This is a genomic window from Pseudophaeobacter flagellatus, assembly GCF_021228235.1.
Taxonomy (GTDB): Bacteria; Pseudomonadota; Alphaproteobacteria; order Rhodobacterales; family Rhodobacteraceae; genus Pseudophaeobacter; species Pseudophaeobacter flagellatus.
In genome coordinates, this window is record NZ_JAJQRG010000011.1 from 18,254 (window position 1) to 41,377 (window position 23,124).

At 57.6% G+C, this 23,124-nt stretch carries 20 protein-coding genes; 11 read left to right on the forward strand and 9 right to left on the reverse strand.

Annotation, left to right across the window (positions count from 1 at the left end):
• Positions 1 to 5: 5 nt before the first annotated feature.
• The 4 genes from modA to LRK71_RS17550 form a co-directional block, all read right to left on the reverse strand.
• Positions 6 to 815 carry a molybdate ABC transporter substrate-binding protein gene (modA, locus tag LRK71_RS17535; protein ID WP_332460279.1) on the reverse strand — a complete coding sequence of 270 codons (810 nt, stop codon included), beginning with the start codon at positions 813 to 815 and terminating at the stop codon, positions 6 to 8.
• 158 nt (positions 816 to 973) lie between these two features.
• Positions 974 to 1,540 (reverse strand): chemotaxis protein CheD, encoded by a 567-nt coding sequence (locus LRK71_RS17540; protein WP_232405268.1) that lies wholly within the window; start codon positions 1,538 to 1,540, stop codon positions 974 to 976.
• A gap of 22 nt (positions 1,541 to 1,562) precedes the next feature.
• Positions 1,563 to 2,504, reverse strand: a complete 942-nt coding sequence (locus LRK71_RS17545) for a CheB methylesterase domain-containing protein (protein ID WP_232405393.1) — start codon at positions 2,502 to 2,504, stop codon at positions 1,563 to 1,565.
• 147 nt (positions 2,505 to 2,651) lie between these two features.
• Positions 2,652 to 5,024 carry a methyl-accepting chemotaxis protein gene (locus LRK71_RS17550; RefSeq protein WP_232405269.1) on the reverse strand — a complete coding sequence of 791 codons (2,373 nt, stop codon included), beginning with the start codon at positions 5,022 to 5,024 and terminating at the stop codon, positions 2,652 to 2,654.
• Positions 5,025 to 5,480: 456 nt separating this feature from the next.
• Between LRK71_RS17550 and LRK71_RS17555 the strand changes: the two genes are divergently transcribed.
• The 9 genes from LRK71_RS17555 (at position 5,481) to LRK71_RS17595 (ending at position 12,735) form a co-directional block, all read left to right on the forward strand.
• A complete protein-coding gene (locus tag LRK71_RS17555; protein ID WP_232405270.1) occupies positions 5,481 to 5,768 on the forward strand; it encodes an STAS domain-containing protein in 288 nt (95 codons plus the stop codon).
• The gene (locus LRK71_RS17560) at positions 5,765 to 6,139 is read left to right on the forward strand and encodes a response regulator (protein WP_232405271.1); all 375 of its coding nucleotides are present in this window, start codon (positions 5,765 to 5,767) and stop codon (positions 6,137 to 6,139) included. The genes LRK71_RS17555 and LRK71_RS17560 overlap by 4 nt, the downstream gene beginning before the upstream one ends.
• A gap of 1 nt (position 6,140) precedes the next feature.
• Entirely contained in the window at positions 6,141 to 8,312 is a 2,172-nt protein-coding gene (locus tag LRK71_RS17565) for a chemotaxis protein CheA (RefSeq protein ID WP_232405272.1), read from the forward strand.
• Positions 8,302 to 8,781: a chemotaxis protein CheW gene (locus LRK71_RS17570; RefSeq protein WP_232405273.1), complete on the forward strand. Its 480-nt coding sequence runs from the start codon at positions 8,302 to 8,304 to the stop codon at positions 8,779 to 8,781. The genes LRK71_RS17565 and LRK71_RS17570 overlap by 11 nt, the downstream gene beginning before the upstream one ends.
• A complete protein-coding gene (locus LRK71_RS17575; RefSeq protein WP_232405274.1) occupies positions 8,781 to 9,647 on the forward strand; it encodes a CheR family methyltransferase in 867 nt (288 codons plus the stop codon). Before LRK71_RS17570 ends, LRK71_RS17575 begins: the two co-directional genes overlap by 1 nt.
• Before the next feature lie 33 nt (positions 9,648 to 9,680).
• Positions 9,681 to 10,067, forward strand: coding sequence for a response regulator (locus tag LRK71_RS17580; protein ID WP_232405275.1), 387 nt, complete (start codon positions 9,681 to 9,683; stop codon positions 10,065 to 10,067).
• A 2-nt stretch (positions 10,068 to 10,069) separates the two neighbouring features.
• Entirely contained in the window at positions 10,070 to 10,420 is a 351-nt protein-coding gene (locus tag LRK71_RS17585; protein ID WP_232405276.1) for a DUF8776 family protein, read from the forward strand.
• Positions 10,421 to 10,550: 130 nt separating this feature from the next.
• On the forward strand, positions 10,551 to 12,047 hold the full coding sequence (locus LRK71_RS17590; RefSeq protein ID WP_232405277.1) for a caspase family protein: 1,497 nt from the start codon (positions 10,551 to 10,553) through the stop codon (positions 12,045 to 12,047).
• A gap of 58 nt (positions 12,048 to 12,105) precedes the next feature.
• Positions 12,106 to 12,735, forward strand: a complete 630-nt coding sequence (locus LRK71_RS17595; protein WP_232405278.1) for a hypothetical protein — start codon at positions 12,106 to 12,108, stop codon at positions 12,733 to 12,735.
• Between the two features lie 53 nt (positions 12,736 to 12,788).
• Here LRK71_RS17595 and LRK71_RS17600 read toward each other — a convergent pair whose 3' ends face one another.
• A complete protein-coding gene (locus tag LRK71_RS17600) occupies positions 12,789 to 13,628 on the reverse strand; it encodes a M15 family metallopeptidase (protein WP_232405279.1) in 840 nt (279 codons plus the stop codon).
• A 162-nt stretch (positions 13,629 to 13,790) separates the two neighbouring features.
• Between LRK71_RS17600 and LRK71_RS17605 the strand changes: the two genes are divergently transcribed.
• Positions 13,791 to 14,369, forward strand: coding sequence for an OmpA family protein (locus LRK71_RS17605; protein WP_232405280.1), 579 nt, complete (start codon positions 13,791 to 13,793; stop codon positions 14,367 to 14,369).
• A gap of 111 nt (positions 14,370 to 14,480) precedes the next feature.
• Positions 14,481 to 16,628 carry a serine/threonine protein kinase gene (locus LRK71_RS17610; protein WP_232405281.1) on the forward strand — a complete coding sequence of 716 codons (2,148 nt, stop codon included), beginning with the start codon at positions 14,481 to 14,483 and terminating at the stop codon, positions 16,626 to 16,628.
• A gap of 75 nt (positions 16,629 to 16,703) precedes the next feature.
• On the opposite strand, the gene LRK71_RS17615 is transcribed toward LRK71_RS17610, so the two are convergent.
• From LRK71_RS17615 to tssL, 4 genes are read right to left on the reverse strand one after another with little or no spacing between them, the layout of a single operon-like run.
• Entirely contained in the window at positions 16,704 to 17,426 is a 723-nt protein-coding gene (locus LRK71_RS17615; RefSeq protein WP_232405282.1) for a PP2C family protein-serine/threonine phosphatase, read from the reverse strand.
• Entirely contained in the window at positions 17,423 to 18,118 is a 696-nt protein-coding gene (gene tagF / locus LRK71_RS17620) for a type VI secretion system-associated protein TagF (RefSeq protein ID WP_269751794.1), read from the reverse strand. Before tagF ends, LRK71_RS17615 begins: the two co-directional genes overlap by 4 nt.
• The gene (gene tssM / locus LRK71_RS17625) at positions 18,118 to 21,690 is read right to left on the reverse strand and encodes a type VI secretion system membrane subunit TssM (protein WP_232405284.1); all 3,573 of its coding nucleotides are present in this window, start codon (positions 21,688 to 21,690) and stop codon (positions 18,118 to 18,120) included. The genes tagF and tssM overlap by 1 nt, the downstream gene beginning before the upstream one ends.
• Positions 21,687 to 23,114 (reverse strand): type VI secretion system protein TssL, long form, encoded by a 1,428-nt coding sequence (gene tssL / locus LRK71_RS17630; RefSeq protein ID WP_232405285.1) that lies wholly within the window; start codon positions 23,112 to 23,114, stop codon positions 21,687 to 21,689. The genes tssM and tssL overlap by 4 nt, the downstream gene beginning before the upstream one ends.
• Positions 23,115 to 23,124 lie beyond the last annotated feature (10 nt).

The window sequence follows — 23,124 nt, forward strand, 5'->3', positions numbered from 1 at the left end:
CGGGGTTACTCCACATCAACGTCAAAGCCCGCCTCAAGAAAGGCCGCACGCGCCACGGGCCCTTGCAGATAGGCATACAGGCTGGCGGCCGCCGGGCTGGGCGCTGTCTCGGCATTGGCCACCGGCCGGATCAGCGCCAGCGGATAGCGGATCGGCGCATGACTTTGAGACGGAAATTCGGCCAGGATCATAACGCGGGGTTCCGCCCGCGCGTCACTGGCATAGACCACCCCCAGCGGTGCCGCCCCCGCCGCCACCAGCGCAAGTGCTGCGCGCACATTGTCCGCCTGGGCAACCTGCGGTGCCAACCGCTGCCACAGCCCCAACCACTGCAACGCCGATTTTCCATAGATCCCAGCCGGCACCGCCTGCACCAGCGCCATAGCCAGTTTGCCCTGCCCCAGCTGCGCCATCAGACCCGGATCGTCAAAGCCAGAAATCGGCTGACCACTGTCGCGCGGAGCAACAAGAACAAGGTGATTGCCCAACAAATTTCGTCGGCTGTTGGGCAGCACATGCCCCTTGGCTTGCAGATAATCCATCCAGTCGGGGCTGGCGGGTAAGTAGATATCAGCCGGGGCACCTAGGCTGATCTGACGCGCCAAAATCGAGGACCCCGCAAGCGAGATTGCCAGGCTATAGCCGGTTTCTGCCTCAAAAGACTGGCTGATTTCGTCCAGGGCGTTTTTCAGGCTGGCAGCTGCAAACAGCGTCACATCTGCTGCGCGCAGACTTCCTGCTGCGCCAAGCATGACCGCCAGAGCCAATAGGCCGGGCCAGGCAGCCGCTGTCAGGAATCGAGTGATGCGGGACACGACGTCAGACCCTCCCGCAGCCTGCTTCAGATACCTCCCCCTTGGGGTAGCTTTGCGATCTATGCGGGGCAAGTCAAATCTGTAAATCGCAGCGCATATCACGCCAAAGCCCACACCAGTTTCATGGTGCGGGCTTTGGCAAAAGAGGTCACGCGCGATCAGAACAGGGTCAAACCACCCGGATCGGCCGCGGCTGGAGCCTGGGCTGGCTTTGGCGCCGGACGACGGGCTGCTGCCATTTCCTGCTCGCCAAGGCGGCGGTCGTTTTCAACCCGTGTCTGCTGGGCGCTTCCGGAAACTGCATGAAAACGCACACGCCGGGCCGAGGTCCCGCCAACACTGGAGGAAATCACCGGAATGCCTTCGTCCTGTAGGAAGCCCTGCACAAAATGCGCGTTAGAGGCCCCAATGTCCGACAGGTTGACCGACATTTTTGCCCCGCCAAAGACCTTGGCCTTCAGGTTTTGCCGTTGGGCCCCCTTTTTCATGATGCCGTTGATCAATAGTTCCATCGCATGGATACCATAGCGCGCGTTGACATCATTGCCGTTTGCATTGGCCAATAGGAAGTGATTCATACCGCCAACGCCGTTTTCTGCGTCATAGATACAGGCGGCAATGCAAGAGCCTAAAACAGTAGAGAACACCACTTTTGGGTCAGTCGAAACCCGGTATTCGCCCTGCAGGACCGTGACCGAGGTAGTATTGGCAAAAACTGTTGTCACAGTACGCTCCTTATCAACATAATCAGGACTTGGCGGCCTGAAGAAGAGCCCCAGCCATACGGGCAAGGGAGACTTGTTTTTCTGCGGCGCCAGTTTCCCAAGCAACCCTTGGCATACCATAAACCACAGAAGACTTTTCATCCTGTGCAAAGGTGGCAGCCCCTGCTTTGCGAAGTTCCAACAGTCCTCTGGCACCGTCTTGGCCCATGCCCGTCAGGATCGCTGCAACTACGTCACTCCCATATGGCACTGCAGAGGTGAACAACGCGTCAACAGACGGAACATGACCGGAAATCGGCGGGCCTTCTTTCATACGGGTGCGCATCGGTTTGCGCTGAGTCATACCCATATGGCGACGCTGACCTGCGGCAATGTAGACATGGCCGACCTCCAGCTTTGTATTGTCTTCGGCCTGGACCACCTTGGCGGCGCAGATCCGATCCAACAACGACACAAGGCCCTGACCAAAATTCTTGCCAGTATGCTGCACGATCATGGTCGGCGGGCATTGCGCCGGAAAACCAACAAGAACACTGCGCAGAGCCTCTACGCCACCGGTGGAAGAGCCGATCAAGATGATTTTCTTGAAGTCTTTCACAGGGGCAGCTGCCCCACCCCCCATCCCTCGGGGGCCAGCCTGTTCACGCCTTGGCGCCTTGACCATCATGTCAAAATACTGGGAAAATTGCTGTGGCGTATCGGTTTTGGTCAGCTCAAAGATGCCGGCACCGACATTCAGCAAGGGCGAGGACGTACGCGCAGGCGTCGCCCCCGCACTGTCCATCACCGCCACCCAGCGCGTATCAAGCGCCGAGAACAAGGCCAACATCATCTCAAACTCGGGCAGTTTGGTGAACCCGTCCTCGACAAAGGCAAACACCGGCTGTGCGGCCTCTGCCTGATTGTAGGCCATCATAAGGTTATTCGCCAACAGCACCTTCATTCCCGGATAGCTGGCTTCCATATGGCTTTGAATTGAACGAGCAAAGGCCCGGTCTGTTGTAATGATCAATAGGTTCTGAGGCTGCAATGTGTCACCCAGTCAGGTTGATCGGTAAGAACCGAAGTTAATGGTCAGCCCGGGGCAGTTTGGCACCCCGGAGAGCGTCACTTAAAAATCTTGCCACAGGTCCTTGGCGGCATTTCCATCTGCTGCAAAGGCTGCGCTACCGGACGACACAAGGGCGTCATCCACTTCCCAATCAACGCCACCATGGGCAGATGGGAGCTGGCCCGCAGGCACGGCACTGGATTGATCTGGCTGCACCCGGGCCACGGTTGCGCCCGCCTTGATGCGAAAACCAGCAACCAATTGCGAAAGCTGCGTCGAATCAGAGTTGAGCAAATGCCCAGCGGCGGTTGCCTGTTCCACCATGGCGGCGTTTTGCTGGGTCACCTGATCCAGCTGGGTCACCCCGGTGTTGATCTCGTTCAGGCCCGTGGATTGCTCCACCGCGCCCTCGGCGATGCCGGACACCAGTTTCGAAATATGGCTGACCTGGCCAACGATGCTTTCCAGCGCTTCGCCCGCCTTGCCCACCAGATCAACGCCACGCGCCACCTGTTTCGAGCTGTCACCGATCAACGTCTTGATTTCCATCGCCGCATCCGAAGACCGCTGCGCCAGGGCGCGCACTTCGGAGGCCACAACCGCAAAGCCTTTTCCAGCCTCGCCAGCCCGGGCCGCCTCGACCCCGGCGTTCAGTGCCAAGAGGTTGGTTTGGAAGGCAATATCGTCAATCACCGAGATGATCTGACCGATGTGGTTCGAGCTTTGCTCAATCTCGGTCATCGCCGAAACCGCGCTCTGCACCACCTCGCCGCTGATCTCGGCCTCTTTCTTGGCCGCTTCCATCGTCGCCTCGACGCTGCGCGCCCCCTCGGCGGCGGATTTGACGCTTGCGGTCAGCTCGTCCATCGCGGCGGCGGTCTCTTCCAGCGTGGCCGCCTGGCTTTCGGTACGATGCGACAGATCATCCGAGGCACGGCTGATTTCAGTCGCGCCATTGCGAATGGAACCCGAGGCTTCGATCACCTTGGAAACAGTGCCGCTAAGCGTGTCTATGGTCTGGTTGTAGTTCTGGCGCAGCTTCTCATGCTCCCCCGAGAAGGCCTGTTCAATCGGCTGCGAAAAATCACCTTCGGACAGCCGCACCAGACCGGCACTCAGGTTTTCAACAACAATCTGTTGTTCCTGCTGCAATTCGGCGCGCTGTTCTTCCGCGATTCTGGCCTGTTGCAGATCTTCCTGCATGCTTACCAAGGTTTTTCCGATCGCCCCGATTTCATCACCGCGACCTGCCTCTGGCACATCGGTATTCAGGTTACCTGAAGAGACTGCCTCCATACTGCGGCAAATCCGGTCCAGTGGTCGGGTAATGGTGCCAGCAAAGAGCCAGCCCAGGATCGACATGACAGCAGCGCCGACAATGGATGCGAGCACCAAGATATTGCGATCATGCACTACGGGCGCCAGCAGCTCGTCTCTGTCCTGTTCAATTGCAATGGCCCAATTGGTGCCCAACATTTGAATATGTTCAGCATAGGCGGCGACCTCCTGGCCACGCAGGCCTGTTGCATCCGTGGTAAAGGCGCCGCGCTCTGCCAGGGCCTCTGTGAGGTAGGATGTGGCGGGCAACTGATCAAGGGTGGCATGGCCACCTTCAAACCGAGACGTGGAGCGCGCCCTGAGGTCATCCCCAACCAGGAAGACTTCGGCCGTGTCACCGATGCCTTTTGCATCATTCATAATGCCATCAATGAGGCCAACCATCATCTGCACGATGATAACACCAACGGTTTGGCCAGAGTTTGACACGATCTTGGTAGCCACAAAGGCTGAAGGCATGTCGCCGCTGGGGCCGTAGGGCCGGATGTCAGAAAAGATAACTTCGCCTTCTGCGGCATCCAATGCAGCCCGGAACAGATTGCCCAGATCCGAATCCTTATAGGGGCCGGTCATAAGGTTGGTGCCATAGTCGTCTTCTTTGAAGACGCTATAAATCACATCCCCAGGCATGCTGATCAGGAAGGCATCATAATACCCCTTGGCCGTCAGCAGGGTACGAAAGGCCGGATGAAACTTTGAATGATGAATATTGTAGGGAATCGTCTGTTTCCCACGATCCAGATTATGCCGTTCGCCTTGCGGGAATGGGTTGTCAGTAATATAGGCCGCGCGCGCCACATCAGAGGCCTCGGGGCCCAGATTGCTCCAGGCGGCTGAGAGCCGTTGCAGCGCCGTTGCCGTTGACGGGTTTGCCGCCAGTGTCATCAGATCCGCATTGATGCCGCGGAAAAGCGATTCCAGCGCGGTTTTGCGCCCGGCAATCAAGGATTCGAACTGATTCTCGGCTTGATTAAAGGCGCTTTTTTGAAAGTTGACCGTACTGACCGTAACAATAATAGCTGTAAGCAGCGCACCAAAGCCAACCACAAACAGTGGCAACTTGAAGGCAATCTTGAGAGATCTCAGACCCTGCATTTCTTTCTCCTGAGGCTTTACTGCGGCAATGCGCATCGGAACTAAGCGTCAGACTGCAGAAGAGATGTTAATTTGCCGCTTACGCCGCTGGCACAGTGTTTTGAAGTTTAGCAATTTACCCTGAATTCGCCTGATCTTGGCAGGTTTCAGGGACCCGGGACCGCCATTTTGCGCTGCTGAACAGCATGGCAAAACAGCCCGTATATATACGGAGCGGAATTGCGAACCTTTCACGGACACGTGCAGATGTTTCATTTTCTACCATTCCCACCGCTTGCAAGAATCACCTCGAAGACTGGGAAAACTTTAAGAAAATCAAGAATTGTCCCTGGTTACGGAGCGCACAAAACCGCTTTTCTGACATCTTGCAGCAATCAATTGTTAAGCCAGACGACCTAACTATGGAGCCATCGAATACACACATGTCACCGACAACGGGGGTGAGAATCGCGGAAGATGACCACAGAAACGCAGAAACACCTTTTGGATTTGCCAAATGCATTTGCCGAGTTGAGTCCGCTTGCGACTTTTCTGGGCGAGGCGCGCACCGCTGCTGTCGAGATTGACTGCAGCAATGTAGCAGCAATGCCATCGCGTTGCCTGCAACTGCTTCTCAGTGCCGAGCAGCAGTGGCGCTCTGAAGAATTGGGGTTCGCGGTAACCCATATTACCGAATCCTGCCGCAACTCCCTGACGCTCTTGGGTCTAGAGCCCAACCGATTTGAAGACGAGGTAACAGCATGAAAACCAAAGTATTGGCAATCGACGATTCCCGCACCATTCGAAACCTTCTTGCAGCTACGTTGGAAGAAGCTGGTTTCGAATACGTCAGCGCCGTTGACGGACGTGAAGGCGTCGATATGTACGAAGATGTCGCTCCTGACGTTGTCATCACCGACATCAACATGCCCAACCTGGACGGATTTGGCGTCATTGAAGAGCTGCGCGGCACCGATATCAACTCCAAGGTTCCAATCCTGGTTCTGACCACCGAAAGCGCGCCTGAAATGAAGGCCCGTGCCCGCAATGCAGGGGCAACCGGCTGGATCACCAAGCCATTTGACGATGCCTCCCTGATCTTTGCGCTGAAGCGCGTGACCGGAGCCGCGGCGTAAGATGGCTGGCTCCATTCAGGACACCTTCTTTGAGGAGTGCGAAGAACTCCTTGAAGCAACGGATGAGGGTCTGAGTGCCATCGAAGGTGGCAATCATGACCCAGAGGTAGTCAATGCCGTATTCCGCGCAGTTCACTCGATCAAGGGTGGCGCGGGCGCATTTGGCTTGAACGAGTTGGTGGCTTTTGCCCACAGATTTGAGACCGTTTTTGATGAAGTCCGCGCAAACCGGATGGAGCTGGACGAACCCCTGATCCAGCTGTTGCTGCGCTCTTGTGACCACCTGTACAATCTGGTGGCGGTTGCCCGCGATGGCGGCGAAACCGATCAGGCGCATCACGACATGCTGATCGAAGCGCTGGACAAGTATATTCCTGAAGAGGAAGAGGACCTGACGTTTGAGCCCATGGGGCTGGGCGGACCGATAGATATTGCCGCAATCGATATACCACAGGCGCCCACGGAAGAGACCTATCAGATCCACTTCCGCCCTTTGAAGGACATGTACAGCACAGGAAACGAACCCTTTTTCCTGTTCCAGGCTCTGCAAGAGATGGGCCCGCTGGAAATCGTGCTTGACGATTCTGAACTGCCTGGTTTTGACAGTCTGGATCCGGAAGAAAGCTATCTGAGCTGGAATCTGACCCTGACCACCAGCGAACCACGATCCACTGTAGAAGCCGTCTTTGAATTTGTTGAAGGCCTCTGCGAACTGTCAATCGAAGGTGCGGGTGATGCGGATGCGGATGCCGCAGCTCTGGCTGCTTTGGACGCCGTCTTCGGGTCGGCCCCTGTAGACCTTACCCCGGTAGCGGAGCCCACAACCATGGTTGAAGAGACAACAACACCCCCTTTTGAACAGCCGGCCCCCGTGCCGACGCCTGAAGCACAACCAGAAGCCTCTGGCGCCAAACCTTCAGCCCCCAAAGCCGAGAGCACAAAATCAGAGCAGCGTGGGCCGAATCCAACACTGCGTGTGGATCTCGAACGGGTGGACCGGCTCATCAACGCTGTTGGGGAGCTGATTATCAACCACTCGATGCTGGCACAGCAAATTGCCAATCTCGATGTGGCCGATGTACGGGACGTTGAAACAGAACTCGAGGGCTTTAAGAATCTGGCCCGCGACATTCAAGAAGGCGTCATGTCCATCCGGGCACAGCCGGTGAAACCGTTGTTCCAACGCATGGCCCGGATTGTACGAGAAGCGTCAAGTGCGACAAGCAAGACCTGCAAGCTGGTGACAGAAGGCGAAAACACCGAAGTCGACAAGACAGTGATCGAACGCCTGGCAGACCCTTTGACGCATATCCTGCGCAACGCAGTCGATCATGGCATCGAATCGCCCGAAAATCGGGAAAGCGCCAATAAAAACAGGATTGGTGAAATCCGGCTGAGCGCCTCACACCGATCCGGCTCTGTCTGTATCGAAGTCAAAGATGACGGCGCAGGGGTCAACCGCCCCCGTGTGAAGCAGATTGCCATCGACAAGGGCCTGATTCCCGAAAACGCCGAGCTGACTGATAGCGAGATCGACAATCTGTTGTTCCTGCCAGGGTTCTCGACAGCGAAAGAGGTCTCCAACCTCTCGGGTCGTGGGGTTGGCATGGATGTGGTCAAAAACGCCGTGACCGGACTTGGCGGACGGATCAATATCAGCTCCACGCCGGGTAAGGGATCAACCTTTACCATCATCCTACCTCTGACCCTCGCGGTTATGGATGGCATGGTGGTTTCAGTGGCGGATCAGACCATGGTGGTTCCGATCACCTCGATCGTCGAAACAATGCGCGGCAATGACGATATGATCAACAACCTGGGCGCCGATGGCACGTTGCTGTCTATCCGCGGCAGTTTTGTTCCGATCTGTGACGTCGCCGGCGCGCTTGGCCTGCGCAAGGAAGACAACGACCGCCCTCCCGGCGTCTACCTGCTGGTAGAAACCGAAACCGGACAACGCAGCGCCCTGGCAGTGGATGACATCCACGACCAACGCCAGGTCGTCATCAAAAGCCTTGATGGTGTCTGCGGAGAAATTGCCGGCGTCGCCGCCGCAACCATCCTAGGGGACGGCAAGATCGCTATGATCCTTGATCCTGAAAGCATACTGGCAACCTCGCCTACCACGGCAGGTGCCTTTGACACCGAGCGGAGAATGAGCAATGCAAGCTGAAGTAAAAAGTAATGACCAAGAAGTTAAGCACGCTCAGTTTAGCGAGTTTGTGAGCTTCACCGTCGCGGGGCAGGCCTTCTGTCTGAAGATCACCCAGATCCGTGAGATTCGTCGCTGGTCGCCGGTCACCATCCTGCCCCATGCACCTTCGGACGTGTTGGGCGTGATGAACCTGCGTGGAGCGGTGATCCCGATCTATGACCTCTCGGCCCGGTTTGGCCTGGAAACCACCGAAGCCAGCGAGCGCAATGTTGTGATCGTCGTCTCTTCGGATGGCAAACCCGTTGGCCTGCTGGCCGAATCCGTCTCTGAGATCATCTCGATCGATCCTGAAGAGATCCAGGAAACACCCCCGGTCGATAGCCGCAACACGATGGAATATATCCAGGGCATCATTTCACATGATGAAACCATGGTGCGGATCATCAACCTGGACGCAGTTATCTCTGTTCCAGAGCAGGTGCTCTAATGCTTGCTGCGGGTTCCATCGGCTCCGCGACCGACGGGTTCAACCTGACGGATCAGGATTTTGAGGCAATTGCTGATTTTGCCTACAAACACTTTGGGCTGTCGATGTCGAGCAGTAAGAAACCCCTGGTTTCTGCGCGGCTTGCCCGCCAGCTGAGACAGCAGAATGTCGTTAACTTCAAAGACTACCTGACCCGTTTGAATGGCAAGAACAGTGACGCAGAGCGCAGCAAATTGCTGTCGCTGCTGACCACCAATGTCACACATTTCTTCCGTGAGCCGCATCACTTCGATACCCTGCGGACCGATGTCTTGCCGCAGTTGATCGAACGGGCGCGAAATGGGGGACGGGTCCGGATCTGGTCTGCGGGGTGCTCCAAGGGGCCGGAACCCTTTACCATGGCGATGATCGTGCACAGCATGTGCCCGGAGATCGGCAAGTATGATTTCAAAATCCTGGGAACGGATATTGACCCGCAGGTTATCAAACTCGCGCAGGCTGCAAAATACCCGCGGGACGAACTGGACCAGATCCCGGCTGAATACCGCAGCCTGGTCCCCAAGATGGAACCAGATGGGCGTATGCCCGAAAATCTAAGGTCGATGATCACCTTTGGGGTGCTGAATTTGATCGAACCTTTCCCATTTAAGGGAAAATTCGACGCAATTTTCTGCCGCAATGTGGCCATCTACTTTGATACACCGACCCAGCAGAAGGTCTGGCAAGCCTTTCAACGCTGTTTGACCCCCGGAGGATATCTGTTCATCGGCCACTCGGAACGCATGTCCGGGCCGGCCGAGGCAAAACTGAAAACTTCTGGAATCACGACCTACATCAACACTCCCCACGGAGGCGATGCTCAATAAACGAGCAGACAAGAGCAACACGAGGAAAACATCATGAGCTTAAAAGACTCTCTACGCGTTATGGTCGTGGATGATATGTCCACAAGCCGCGGCATCATTACCCAGTGTCTGGACGAGCTTGGCATCAAGAATTACATGGTCGAAAACAACGGCCAGTCGGCCTTTCAAAAGTTGACGACGACGCCTGTGCATCTGGTTCTGTCTGACTACAACATGCCGGGCATGGATGGTCTGGGCCTGTTGCAGGCGGTACGCACCAATCAGGCAACCCAGCGTCTTGGCTTTATTCTGGTGACGGGCAAACCAACACCAGAAATCATCGAAGTGGGTAAAAAGCTCGGGCTGAACAATATCATCCGCAAGCCTTTTACTGTTGCGACCATGAAGCAGGCGATCGAACAGGTCGTCGGGCGGCTGTAGTCATGAATGTGCAAAGCAAAAGCGTACAAAGCGTACAAAGCGATACGATTTCGGGACTAAGCGCCATTTCAGCGCGTGAAATGCGGCAGCTCTATTCCAAGGTGCAAACCCTAGAGGATGTGGTCCACGATATCTTTGATCGTGGCACCAAACCGAACCGCCAGGAAACCCAGTCGTTGCAGGATTTTGATTTGGTGATGCAAACGCTTGCAGGACTGGCCAAGTTCTATGAGCAGGTCGAAACCCAGGTTTTGGACACGGGCGCAGCAGATCTTCAAGCGGCAACCGAAACGGTTACGCTGCAGAAGCTACGGGATCGCCTGAGTGAAATCGGGAACTTTATTCCCTCATAAGGGGAAAGACCCAGAAAAACCGATCAAAGCCGCTTGAGCCTGTCTCTTGAGCGGCTTTTTTCCCTTTCTTTGCAGCGGCAACGCGTTAGATTACCAATAAGGCGCGTTTTGTCTCTGTATTGGTAATGGTATGGCTGGTTTTTTCAAAATCCTGGCAGCAGCAGTCTGCCTTATACTCCCCCAGATGGGCGAGGCCGGGCGGGATAGGATTGCACTGGTGATTGGCATGGCCGACTACCAGTATTTGCCGCCGTTGCAAAACACGCACAATGACGCCAGTGGCATGGCCCAAAGTCTGGAAGGTATCGGCTTTGACGTGATCCTCGCGCTGGATGCCACGGCGCAGGACCTGACCCGCCTGCTGGAAGATTTTGCCTTTCGCTCCGAAGTAGCCGACCTGGCGCTGGTCTACTATGCTGGGCATGGCATCGAGGTACAGGGGGAAAACTTCCTGATTCCGGTGGATGCCGAGGTCACCAACAATCGTGATGTGCAGCGCCAATCCGCCTCATTGAAACAACTGCTGGCGGCAGTGGATCGGGCGCGCAAGATGCGTATCGTCATCTTGGATAGCTGCCGCGACAACCCGCTAGGGGATGCCATCGCCCTGGATCAGATTGCCGAAGCCACAGCCCCCGTAGAAGAAACCCGCAGCAGTGGCGGCGGCGGCATGGCGGCGGTGGATCCTGAGCGCGGCACCCTGGTGGCCTTTGCTGCGCGGGATGGCCAGGTGGCGCTGGACGGCACCGGCAACAACAGTCCCTATGCCCAGGCGTTGATGCAGAAAATGGTGCAGCCCGGGCTAGAGATCAGCCTGATGTTTCGCCAGGTACGTGACCTTGTTCTGGAAAAAACCGGAAATCGGCAAGAACCCCATACCTACGGGTCGTTGACGGGGGTCCCCTTCTATTTGGCCTCTGCAAGCGATGGTGAGGCCCTGCCGGCTGGCACCTCTGACTCTTGGTCAGCAATTAAACCAGATCAGGAAGAACAGCTACTGGCCCTGGCCGAACTGGGCGACACCCGCTCCATGCTGGGCCTGGCCTATATGCGGCTCAACCCCAATGCGGGGCAATTTGACCCAGCGGCCGCCGTGGCCTTTTTGGAACGGGCAGCGGCCGCCGGCGCACCTGAGGCCCAGTTCGAACTGGCAAAGCTTTATGAACGCGGCACCGGGGTGGCAGCGGATCCACAGAAAGCGCTACAGCTATATCAGGCGGCCGCACGACAAAATTTCGCCGATGCAATCAATGATCTAGGCTTCCTACACCATCAGGGCGGCCTTGGTCTGCCTGCTAATCCACAAAAAGCCTATGGCTTCTTTCAACGGGCTGCAGAACTGCGCCATCCGCAGGCGCAGTTCAATTTTGCAGCCCTGATCGACGATGGCCTGGTTCCAGACAAGGGCCCGCAGGATGCCGCCCGGTTCCTCTATGCTGCCCTACGCACGGGCAGCAGCGATGTGCTCGACCTGCTAAGCAAACGCCCTAATATGTTCACATTGGCAACCCGCCGGGCCTTGCAAAGCGAGCTGAGAGCGCATGAATTTTATCAAGGCTCTATTGACGGCGATTTTGGCCCCGGCACCCAACGCGGTATCCGCCGGGCCTATGGGTTGGAAGACTAAGTCACCCGTAATTGGGCGATGCAGGAATATAAGCAGTAATAAGTGAAAGGTTTTCTTCATGTTACGTTGTCTCAAAACGACCCTTGCCACAGCTCTTATTCTTGGACTTGGCCTGTTTTCACCGCTGGCGGCGCAGGAAACCGGGGACACCGGTTCCGACACCAGTGATTATGGTGGATATTCAGAATACGGAAGCGAAGAAAACGAAGAAGGCGAGGGCAACCCCACTGGCCGATCTCCGACCTCGCGGGTCAGTTCTGTGCCACAGATTGCCAGCCGGTTGGGACAGGCCCCGGCGCTTTGCAATGGCAGCGCCGGGTTCGTTGTCGATTGCCTGGCAGAACGGCTGGAAGCCGTAATAGCTGATGCCACCCAGATGGGCGGTCATGACGAAATGAAGCAAATCCTGAGCGACACGGCAGAAGAGCTGCGCCAGCTGGCCCGCGACAATTCCGACCCAAACCAACCCCGGGCAAGGCTGCGTAGCGCTGATGGTCAATATTCCTCCAGGCCCTTGGTTTCCATCGCCCCAGAAAAGCGCGCCAGCAGCTACCAGCAGGCCCTCGTTATCCTGGAAGAAGCCGAAACGCGATTGCTGCGCTCCTCCACCCAGTCCGCTGCACGCGCCAGCCAGTACCAGCAACTGGCCCAGGCGATAGGGTCAAACAAAATCCTGCTCCGCTCATAGCCTCCCCCACAGTGCGCCATTCCTGTTGCGGGTTAGGGACAGCGACGGCCGTGCTACAGAAGGCCTTCGCTCATCCAGCTGTCCAACTGGCTGCGGCTAATTTCGAAGTGCATGCTGTCTTCGCGGCGAAACCCGGCCCCCCAGACCCAGCCCTCGTCAAAGAAAAAATCCGCCATGATAGTCAAGCCCAACTGGGTTTTTCCATCGGTGAAATTGTCCAGTTGACCATCAATATTCAGATCCACCGCCAGGCCATAACTATGAGTCGAAAGTGAATCTGTTGTGCCACGGATACGCCGCACACAGAGCGCCCCCGCCGTATTAATCCGGTTATAGAGGTCGGGGTCGGCCTTACGGATATTCTCAAACACCACCTTCAGGCTCTCGATGGCTGGGCGCAGCATGCTAACCCGAATGGGGCCTACCTGCTCTGTCACCAGCTTTGCCTTCAGATCAGGATTGGTCATGGGTTGGCAGGTGTCACTCAGGCTTTCGCGCGGACGGCCCAACCGCTCTGTCAGGTAGCGCCCGCCAGTCACCTGTAGCCCACGATTGACATTGACCCGATCGGCAATCAGCACAACCTGAGCATAGTCCAGATCGGCCCCTTCGGTCTGATCCCAGATTGCACGCTCTGCCTCGGCAGAGGAAGCCTCTGGCGCCATCTGACCGCCGCCAGCCAGCGGCAAACGTGTCACCTCGGTTTGCAGATCGCTCAGCCGTAGCTGCAAATCCTCAATCTGTTGCCGCAGCATTTCGATTTCAATTCGCGCGGTGGAATCAACCGCCGCGCCCTGAAAATCTTCCTCCGAGAGCAGCCATTTCAGGCCCATCCAGACCGCAGGGGCCAACAGCAGCCCCAGACATACAATAATCGCCGGCAGAACCCGCATAACACCCTCTACTCAATACCAACACCATTCAAGAACGGTGGACACGGCGAGTAAAGTCTTTTGTCGCCCCGGCGGCGATCTTATCCCCACCGCCCCATTGGCAGAACCGATCCTGTGGTATAGACTTTTTCATGAGTTGTTTTTCAGTATAGGGGGCACGTTATGGTCCGCGTTAAATTTGGTATTGCCTGTCTCTGCTCAGCCCTGCTTCTTCCGGTCTCACTGGCGCAGGCGCAAGACAGTGATCAGGAACTCTCTGTCGAAGAGATCACCAAAGCGTTTGAACAGCAAAAAACCCGAGGCCTGGTGATCGTACCCAGTGGTGTCGGCTCGGCAGAGGCACCTGACACCCAAGAAACCGCAACCGTTGCCGCCGCAAGCGAAGAATACACCCCGGTTGAACGTCAGTCGCAAATCAATGTGCAGATCTCTTTTGATTTTGACAGCGCCGCCCTGCGCGCCGATCAGCAGCCCAAGCTGGCAAATATGTGCGCCTCGATGAAGGCAATGGAGGGCACGGTTTTTCAGATCATCGGCCATACCGATAGTTCTGGCTCTGCGTCCTATAATGAACGGCTGTCGCTGCTACGCGCCAAGGAAGTGCGCCGCTATCTGGTCAGCACCTGCGGCGTTGCCGAAAGCATGCTGCGCGCCATCGGCATGGGCGAAACAGCCCCCTATAATGCCAATGATCCGCGCGCAGATGAAAACCGCCGGGTAGAATTCCAGGCTCTGGGCTAACCCGGTGCGTTTTCCCACGGCCGCACAGGGGTCTGCGCAGTCTGGCGGATCTGTTGTGCCCCTCTGCAATGTCCCGCTGCGATCATTGACAGCAGATAAGGGCCAAGGCGCATGATGAGCTCTCGGCCAAGTGATATGTTCCAGCCCGGCGACTTGCTGAACAATACCTATCGCATTGAAATGCTGCTAGGCCGGGGCGGCACCTCTGACGTCTATAAGGCGCGCTCGGAAATTTCCGGCAACCTCGTCGCCATCAAGGTGCTCAAGCATGAGCTTTCCGGCAACGAAGACTTTACCGTCTTGATGGCCCGCGAGGAAAACATCCGCGAAATTCGGCACGACGCCGTGGTGCGCTATTCCGAGAACCACCGCACCCCCGACGGCCATATCTATCTGTTGATGGATTATGTCGATGGTCCTGGCTTGGACAAAAAGCTGAAACAGGGACCAATGGAGGCCGCAGATCTTTTGATAATTTGCCGCCGTGTTGCCGAAGGCCTAAAGGCAGCCCATGCCCGTAATATCGTGCATCGCGATCTCAGCCCGGACAATATCATCCTGCGCGATGGCGATCCGGCGCAGGCGGTTATCATTGATTTTGGCATCGCCAAAGATACAAAGCCCGGCGCGGAAACCATTGTTGGCAATGAATTTGCAGGGAAATACTCTTACGCCGCACCAGAACAGATGGCGGGGCAGACCGATGCGCGGGCCGATGTCTACGCGCTTGGCGCTTTGCTCTTGGCCAATTTTCGCGGTGCCGCCCCTTCGCTGGGTTCCAATCCTATGGAGGTGGTTGAAAACAAACAGAAAGCACTGAATACAGAGGGGCTGCCCGAGCCATTTCAACGGCTTATACAGCGGATGTGCGACCCCAATCCAGACACCCGCCTGGGCAGCGCAGCCGAGGTATTATCCTTTCTGGACAGCCTGGACGACCCGCAAACGCCCGAGACAGCCCCTCTGCAAGAGGAGGCCACGATCATTGTCCCGTCGGTTGCCCCAAACCCGGCGGAAAGGCACGACACCAAGCCAACCCCGACCGAGACCAACCGTAGCAAGACGCCGCTCCTAGCTGGGCTGGCGGGCCTTGTGCTGGTAGTTGCAGCCCTTGGCGCCTATTTCAGCGGTGCTTTGGACAGCGTCTTGGGGCCAAATTATCCGCAGGCGGATCCCTTCACGCTTATTGTCGAAAAACCAGAATCCGGGCAAACTCGTGCCATTGGCAACATGCCCTCGCAGGACAGCAGTGATGCCCTGGCCGCCTTGGTTGAACAGGCTGATCTGACCCTCGCACAGGGGGATATTTCCGACACTTGGGGCGACGACATCCTGGCAATGGTCTCGCCCATGATGGAACTACAGAACTGGCGTCTTGCGGTTAGCAACAATCAAGCAAAACTCAGCGGTGTTACCACCGACCCAGAGCTGGCAGCGCGGCTCAATGCCCTGTTCAAAGAGGGGTTGCCCGGCGGCATGACCGGGCGGGCAGAAATCACCTACCGGCTACCGGTTCTCCCCATCGCCCAGGTGCGTGGGCTGGTCGGCGGCTTTGAAGACTGCGGCCCGCTCCGGGTTACAGGCGGAACCTCTGGAGGAGGTTTTGCCCCTGATGACACAGTCAAAATCACTGGCACACTTGCCGAACCAGCGACCCGCGTGCAGCTATTTGACAACCTGCGCAAAATTGCCGGCACCCGCGAAATTGCCCTGGACACCGAGGTGTTGAATCCCGCGCTTTGCGTGGTGGAAACAGCCCTGCCCAAGGCCCCAACGGGCGATTTAGAAGTTGCCTTTCAGGTCGGAGGCGACGGCAGCCCCAACCCTTCGGGTCGCTTCTTTGTCGGGGAAAACCCGGTGATTGATGTGGTGATTCCAGCCACGATGACCAGCGGCTATCTGACCGTCTCTATTTTGGATGTATCCGGGAATGTCTTTCATTTGCTGCCCAATATTTCACGTCAGGACAATGCGATTGCCAATCTGCGCGCGGGTGCTGCCGGGCCAGTGCCCGTGCGGGTGGCCTATAGTCTGGCAGATTCTGCAGAAAACGGCGGCCTGGCCTTTCGGGTCGATGACAGCACTCTGGGCAAAAGCCGGATATTAATGCTGCACTCGACAGAACCGCTCTTTGCTGGTCTGAGACCCACTTCTGAAAGCGCGGTAGGCTTTGCCGAATCCCTGAAAGAGAACAGCATTAAGGACGAAGGGCTGATCCTGTCACTGGATTCCAGAATATTGGAAACCGCCCTGCCCTAGGTTCCACTCTGCTGTCTCGCCCATCCGCCTAAAGCCTCCCGCCTTTAACCAAAAGCAGGGGAAAGGCAGACCGCCTTAGATCACATCCACAACGATATGCGAGATATTATCCGCACCGCCGCCGTTCAGGGCGATCTGCAACAGCCGGTCGCCAACAGTTTCAAGCGGCGCGGTGGACAGGACGTCTTGCAACATTGCAAAGCTGGCATATTTGGTCAGCCCATCCGAGCAGAGCAAAAAGCGATCCCCCGACGCAATGGTTCCGCGGACCTTATCCAGATCCAGCCCATCACCGACGCCAACTGCACGGGTGATTGCGTTGGACTGCGGGTGTTGCTCTGCTTCATCCCAGCTCATCTTGCCGGCCTTTACATATTCAGCCACCGCCGAATGATCCTGGGTCAGCAGGGCGATCTCGCCGTCACGCAGGCGGTAGAGACGGCTGTCACCAGCCCAGATGCCAACAAAATGCCCATTGGCCAGGATCAACGCCACAACCGTTGCGCCGATGGTGGCCCCGCCGCGCAACTCTGCCTCGGCCTGGATCGCGCGATGGGCGCCCTGTATCCTGTCGCGCAGCCCGTGCATTTTGGCAGCGGGATCCAGTCCCTGCGCCAGGGTGGCCACGGCATCCACGATCAGCGCACTGGCAAAATCACCCGCCTGATGGCCGCCCATACCATCTGACACCAGCCAGATATCATGCTCTGGCAGGGCTAGGATCGCATCCTCATTTACCCGGCGCTTCAACCCGACATGGGTCTGCGCCACATAGCGATATGTCAAGTTCTCTGTCATAGTGGCGAAGCCTCCTGCCAGATGGGGGCACCAAGATCAAACAGGCCAAGCGCCGCTTGCCCCAGCGGGAGATCCTCCGTGACCAGCAGGCGCGGTCCGCTTGCCAGATGGGTGCTCCACAGGCAGCCTGCAGGGGATTTTTCCGCCAGCAAAACACCGGCCAGCTGGGCATCGAGCTGCGGATCCCTGCCGCAACTGTCATCCGTACCGCGAAAAACAAGGGTCTTCCCCGCCTGCTGCATCGGCGCGGGGCGCAGCATATCTGCCAGGGACAACGCCGCCAGATCGGTCTCCAGCCCGGATTTGGATATATCCTTTTCAAGCGTGGAAAGCGCAATATTTTCCATCTGCTCAAACAGGGTAGAGGCCTGAAAATGATCCTGCGCCGGAGCAGCAGACCCGTCAAGCGGCACCACCAGGGTCAAGGGAAAGCGGCGCCCCACCCGATCCACCGAGGGCATCAAAACGCCCATGACCTTGCTCGGCCCTGCCGCCCCCGCCGCCAGGGTAAAACGCCACAAGGGGGCCGACATATAGTGCGGATCAAACTGGTCGCCATACTGCGTCTGCGCCGTAAGCAGCACCTGTTGCAGCCAGGCATCCCAGACCCGCACAAAGCCAGGCGGCACGTTGCTACGAAAGAAATCTCCAACTGCGGGCATCTTGCCAAAGGCTCCAAAAACATGCCCCATTACATCGACTTCGGGCAGCTGAATTTGGCCATGGCAGGCAAAGCAAAGGGGTTCACAACAGATCCCGACTGCAACTCAAACAGGGCCAGACGGCCACCGACACGGAAATTCACCCGCCGCCGATCGCTGACATTGGTGCGCCGCACTTCGGCCGCATCCAGCAGGCGAAACCAGGCCCAGGGTCCATCGCGGGACAGGGTGTTTTCATTGCCTCGCCGTTGCGGCAGCAGGGTAATGCGAGCCAGACCCACCGATCCAGGCCAGTTGACCGCAACCGGGGTGGGCTGGCCCATGCGGTGATTATAGGCAATCTTGGAGCCATCAATCTCCAGCAGGACCTCTTTTGCCTTGGGGTCCAACGCCTTGGGCGTGATCTGAAACTGCACCGCCGGATTGGCACTGCTATTGAAGAAGGCATCGCGGATTTCAGCGGCATATTGCATCTGCTGCAACACCGCCTGGCTGATGCCCAGATCGACATCATTCACCCGCTTCCAGGTCCAGGGGCGGCTGCGAGTATCAACGTATTTCAGTAGGTTTTCATCAAAAAACCCATCGATCAAACCACCCGGCGCAAACAGCTTGGCAAAATCCACCATGGCCACATCCGCCCGCGCGCGCCGATTAAACGGGTATCGGTTGTCCAGCGCCTTTTGGCAAAACGGCAACACCGCAGATTGCCAGCGCGCATTGATAGAGGCCCGCGTCCCTTCCGAGGTAATCCCCGAGGAACCGGTCGAAACCTGCGTCGCCCAACGTTGAATCGGGCCATCAATCCGCGAGGCCACCTGCTGGAACTGTAACAACGCCTGCCCACTTTCCCCCGAGGTGACACCGCTGAACGACATTTTGTTCAGCTCTTGATAGACCAGTTGTAGTGAGCCCATCAGATCATCCAGCCGCGAGGGCTGCCCCTCTGGGCGAGCCACCAGATCATGCAGCCATTGGAACCGCTCTTGCACATAGGCCCCCGGCGGTTTTGCCGTCTCACCCGGCGCATTCGCCGCCGAACTGACCAGGGCCTCCAGCAGGATTTGCCCCTGAATGGAAAGGCCAGAGCGGGTTTCGATCCCGACCACTTGCGATACGCCTTCGTTCAAGGCCTCCGAATCCAGCGTAGAGCGATCTTCCGCCAGCCGGGTTTCGCGGCTGATCTCCGTCAGGATATTCATGATCGGCGAGGTTGGGCCGGACAGCACATTGGTCACCTCGACCGCATGGCTCAGGGATTCCAGCGGTACGATATCCACATCGCCCAGGATCTGATCATAACGGCTGATATAGTCATTGTAATAAAGATCCAGCACATCCCGGCTTAGCGCAAGAAGCGCGGCTTCGCTTTGGCCTTCGCCTGCCCGTTGCCCCAGCACCCAGGCTTCATTCTGCACCCGTTCTGAAACACTTACCGCCTCTGGCAAGAAGATGTTGTTAAAGCCCTCATAGGTAAAAATACCCTCGACCCCATCGTTCAGGGGCTTGCCTGAACTGCGCACCAACGCCCGTTTGACCGAAGGTCCGCCGATCTCTGTCAGTCGCCATTTCGGCAGGCTGGTGGCCTGATTGGAATTGATGATCCCATTATAGACCCGCTGCGCCAGCGGCATTTCCGACAGGATGTTTTGCACCTGTTCAACCAGCGGGCCATTCAGCCCGATCTCTTCCATTGGCTGCGACAGCAGGGCAGAAAGGTGATCCATCAAATCACTGCGTAGTTCAGTGCGCGCAGCGCCCGGGTAGGCGACCAGCTCCCAGTCCAGCCGCATCCATTCCTTGATCAGATCCGGGTTCATCGGTCCCTGAAGCCCAAGCATCAGATAAATCTTCAGCGCCTCATAAAGCACATCCGGGTTGTTCACATTGCCTGCAATCTGTTCTTCCAGCCGGACCAGCAGCCGCGGGAGAAAGCGCTGGTTGAGCGCTGCGCGATAGGTCTGGGCAGTCTGGGTGCCAATGACCTCACCTTGATATAGGCCGTAGGTCATGGCGCGGTCCGGCTCTGGATCAGAGAGCACGGGATTGCCCGGCATATCCCGCAGCAGGTTCAGAGCTGCAGCCACTGGCACCAGATCGGTATCACCAACCGGGCTGGGGGGCAGCGTGCCGGCCGCCTCTTGATAGGCACTTACCTGCTGTTCGGCCTGGCCAATGAAGTCGGCATTTTTCAGATAGGAATTCACCCAGAGCCCGCCCATGGCGGCCGCCACCAGGATCGTCGCGGCGATGGCCAGCCGTCGGGTCCAGCGATAGCGCCGTTCGACCTTGTCATCGGCAGAAACCAGGCCGGCCTCAGGGAACAGCACGCCTTCGAACAGGCGGGTCAAAAAGTAAGAGCGCCCCACCCCCTGACCAGTGCCAATCGCCTGACGGCCAATGCCAAAGGTCTGCGCCATACCCAGCATCAGGCGGTCGATCGGGGTGCCTTCCTGGGTGCCCGAGGTGAAGTAAATGCCGCGCAGCATCTGACGCTGTTCATAGCGATTGTCCTGAAACACCTCGTTGAGGAAAGCCTTGGCAACGCTGCGCATGGCAGCCACCTGGCCGGGAAACCCCGCCACCAGGGCGCGGCGCTGGTGGTCCGTCTCGGTCTGCATTTTTTCTAGCAGCTGCGCGTTCATCTGCCCCAGAAGCGCGGCAAATTCCGCGTCAAAATGTTCAATCGCAGCCGGGTCTTTTTTGGTTTTGCCCAACGGCAGGGTAAAGCCCCAAACCTGTTCGCGCTCTTCCTTGCCAAGACTGTCAAAATATTCCTGGAACCCCGCGATCAGATCCGCCTTGGTGAAAAGCACATAGACCGGAAAGCGCACGCCAAGCCGCTCGCGCAGCTCTGACAGACGACGGCGCACCGCCTGAGCATGCGCTTGCTGCGTGACCTCATCCTGCAGGGACAGATCCGACAGAGAAATCGCCACCAGCGCCCCGTTTATCGGCTGGCGTTTTCGGTATTTTTTCAACAGGCCCAAAAAGCCCAGCCAGGCCGCGTTATCCGCTTCGGCATCGCTTTCCTGGGTGGTGTAGCGCCCGGCGGTGTCGATCAGAACCGCCTCATTGGTGAACCACCAATCGCAGTTTCGCGTGCCGCCAACGCCGCCAATGGCGGCTTTTCCCAGCTTATCCGCCAGCGGGAACTGCAGACCAGAGTTGACAATCGCCGTGGTCTTCCCCGCCCCTGGTGGACCAATCATCACATACCAAGGCAGCACATTCAGATGCCTGCGGCCATTCTTGGATTTACGCAGCGCTGTCATCGCCTGTTTGAACTTGCTCCGCAGCTCGCCCAGTTCTTCCAGCATGACGTCATCGTCATCCACAGTTTCAACCGCTTCGACCATGTCATCGGCCATCTTGCGATCCCGCCGCCGCCGCAGCCAGAACACCAAGGTGATGATCATCAGCACCACCACCCAGATGACAGAAATAGCAATTACCCGCGCCTGAATACTGTCAAAGGGGCGCCAATCGACACTGCCAAGATAGGGGGCAAAAAACCAGACACAGGCCGACAGAACGATGGCCAACAAGACAAGCGCTGAATAAAGCGAGCGCAACAACGGCAGAAGATAACGGCGGATCATTGGTCGACCTCCTGCACCAGCAAGATTTCAATACGGCGATTTTTGGCGCGGCCCTCGCGGGTGCCATTATCGGCAATCGGCTCTTTTTCGGCCCGCCCCTCGGCGGATAGTCTGCCAGGATCGTCCAGCACCCGCGACATGCCCTTCATCACCGATTTGGCCCGCGCCAGCGACAGCGCCATATTGGACGGAAACCGCGACGATCGGATCGGGATATTATCCGAATGCCCCGCGACGATGACCCGGCCCTTTTCGTCGTTCAATGCCTCGGCCACCCGCGTTACTGAGGTCTGGAAGCCATCGCTCAGCTGATCCGAGCCGGATCCAAACATCCCCGACCCCGCAAGCCGAATGATCAGGGTATTGCCCTTTTGAAAGACCGAAACGATGCCCTCATCAATTTCAGGCCCCAGGAAATCGGCCACTTTTGCCACCTGTTCCTCCAGTGTCTGTATCGGCGGCGGCGGGGGGGGCGGTGGGGCACGACGTTCCAGTTGTGCAGGCGGCCCGGCATCAACAATGGTCAACTTTCCGACCACATTTTCGGTCTTGTTGGACAGAGCCCAGCTTAGCCCCAGAAACTGCGCCAGCAGCAGGGCCGCAGTCACCCCCAGCGCGATCCAGACAAGGCGCCAGGCAGACAACACTTTGAAGGGCTTGATCACCCCTTCCCAATGGGGCGACAAATCGCGTTCTATCGGCCCACGCTGATTGCGCAGGATCCGCGCCAGAGCAGCCCGAATTTGCAAGTGTTTTTCTGCGCCGCCCTGCTCAATCCGCAACCGTCCCTCAAAGCCAAGCGACATGCACATGTATAGGAACTCCAGCATATCGATATTGGCGCCGGGTTCTTTTTCCAGCCGGGCCAGCAGATCGTAGAACCGGTCACCGCCAACAGTTTCGCGATGAAAGGTGCCCACCATGGATTGTAACCCCCAGCTGGATTGTCCGCCCCAGGGCGTGTTGAGCACCACATCATCCAGGGTCGCACAAAGCGCATAGCGGGCGACCTTTACAGTCTGCGCCGCGATCCCAGCCTGCAGGGCCCGGTTTTCAAAAGCGCGCACCTCGGCAACCACGTTTTTGCGCAGCCCGTCCGGGTCCATATGCTGGGCGCGATTGCGGATACGGCTGATCAGGGCAAACAGCGCCGAGGCACAGGCCGCCAGGGGATTCATCCCCGTCAGCGCCATCTGGGCTGGTGTTCCGGCACCGGATTGACCCATCGGAGAGGCCTGAGCCGCCGGGGTCGCAGCCTGAGGCACACCAATGGCCGCGTCAGACGCGGCACCTGCAGCCGGGGCCGCGTCAGGCTGCGGCGTTATGGGCTGCGGCGACGCAGAGCGGCGACCACCGGGATTAGGGCGGATCACCGTCTTGTCGGTGTCCCCCGGTTCCGCAAAGGGATCGTCAAAATCGCCCATGATCTATACC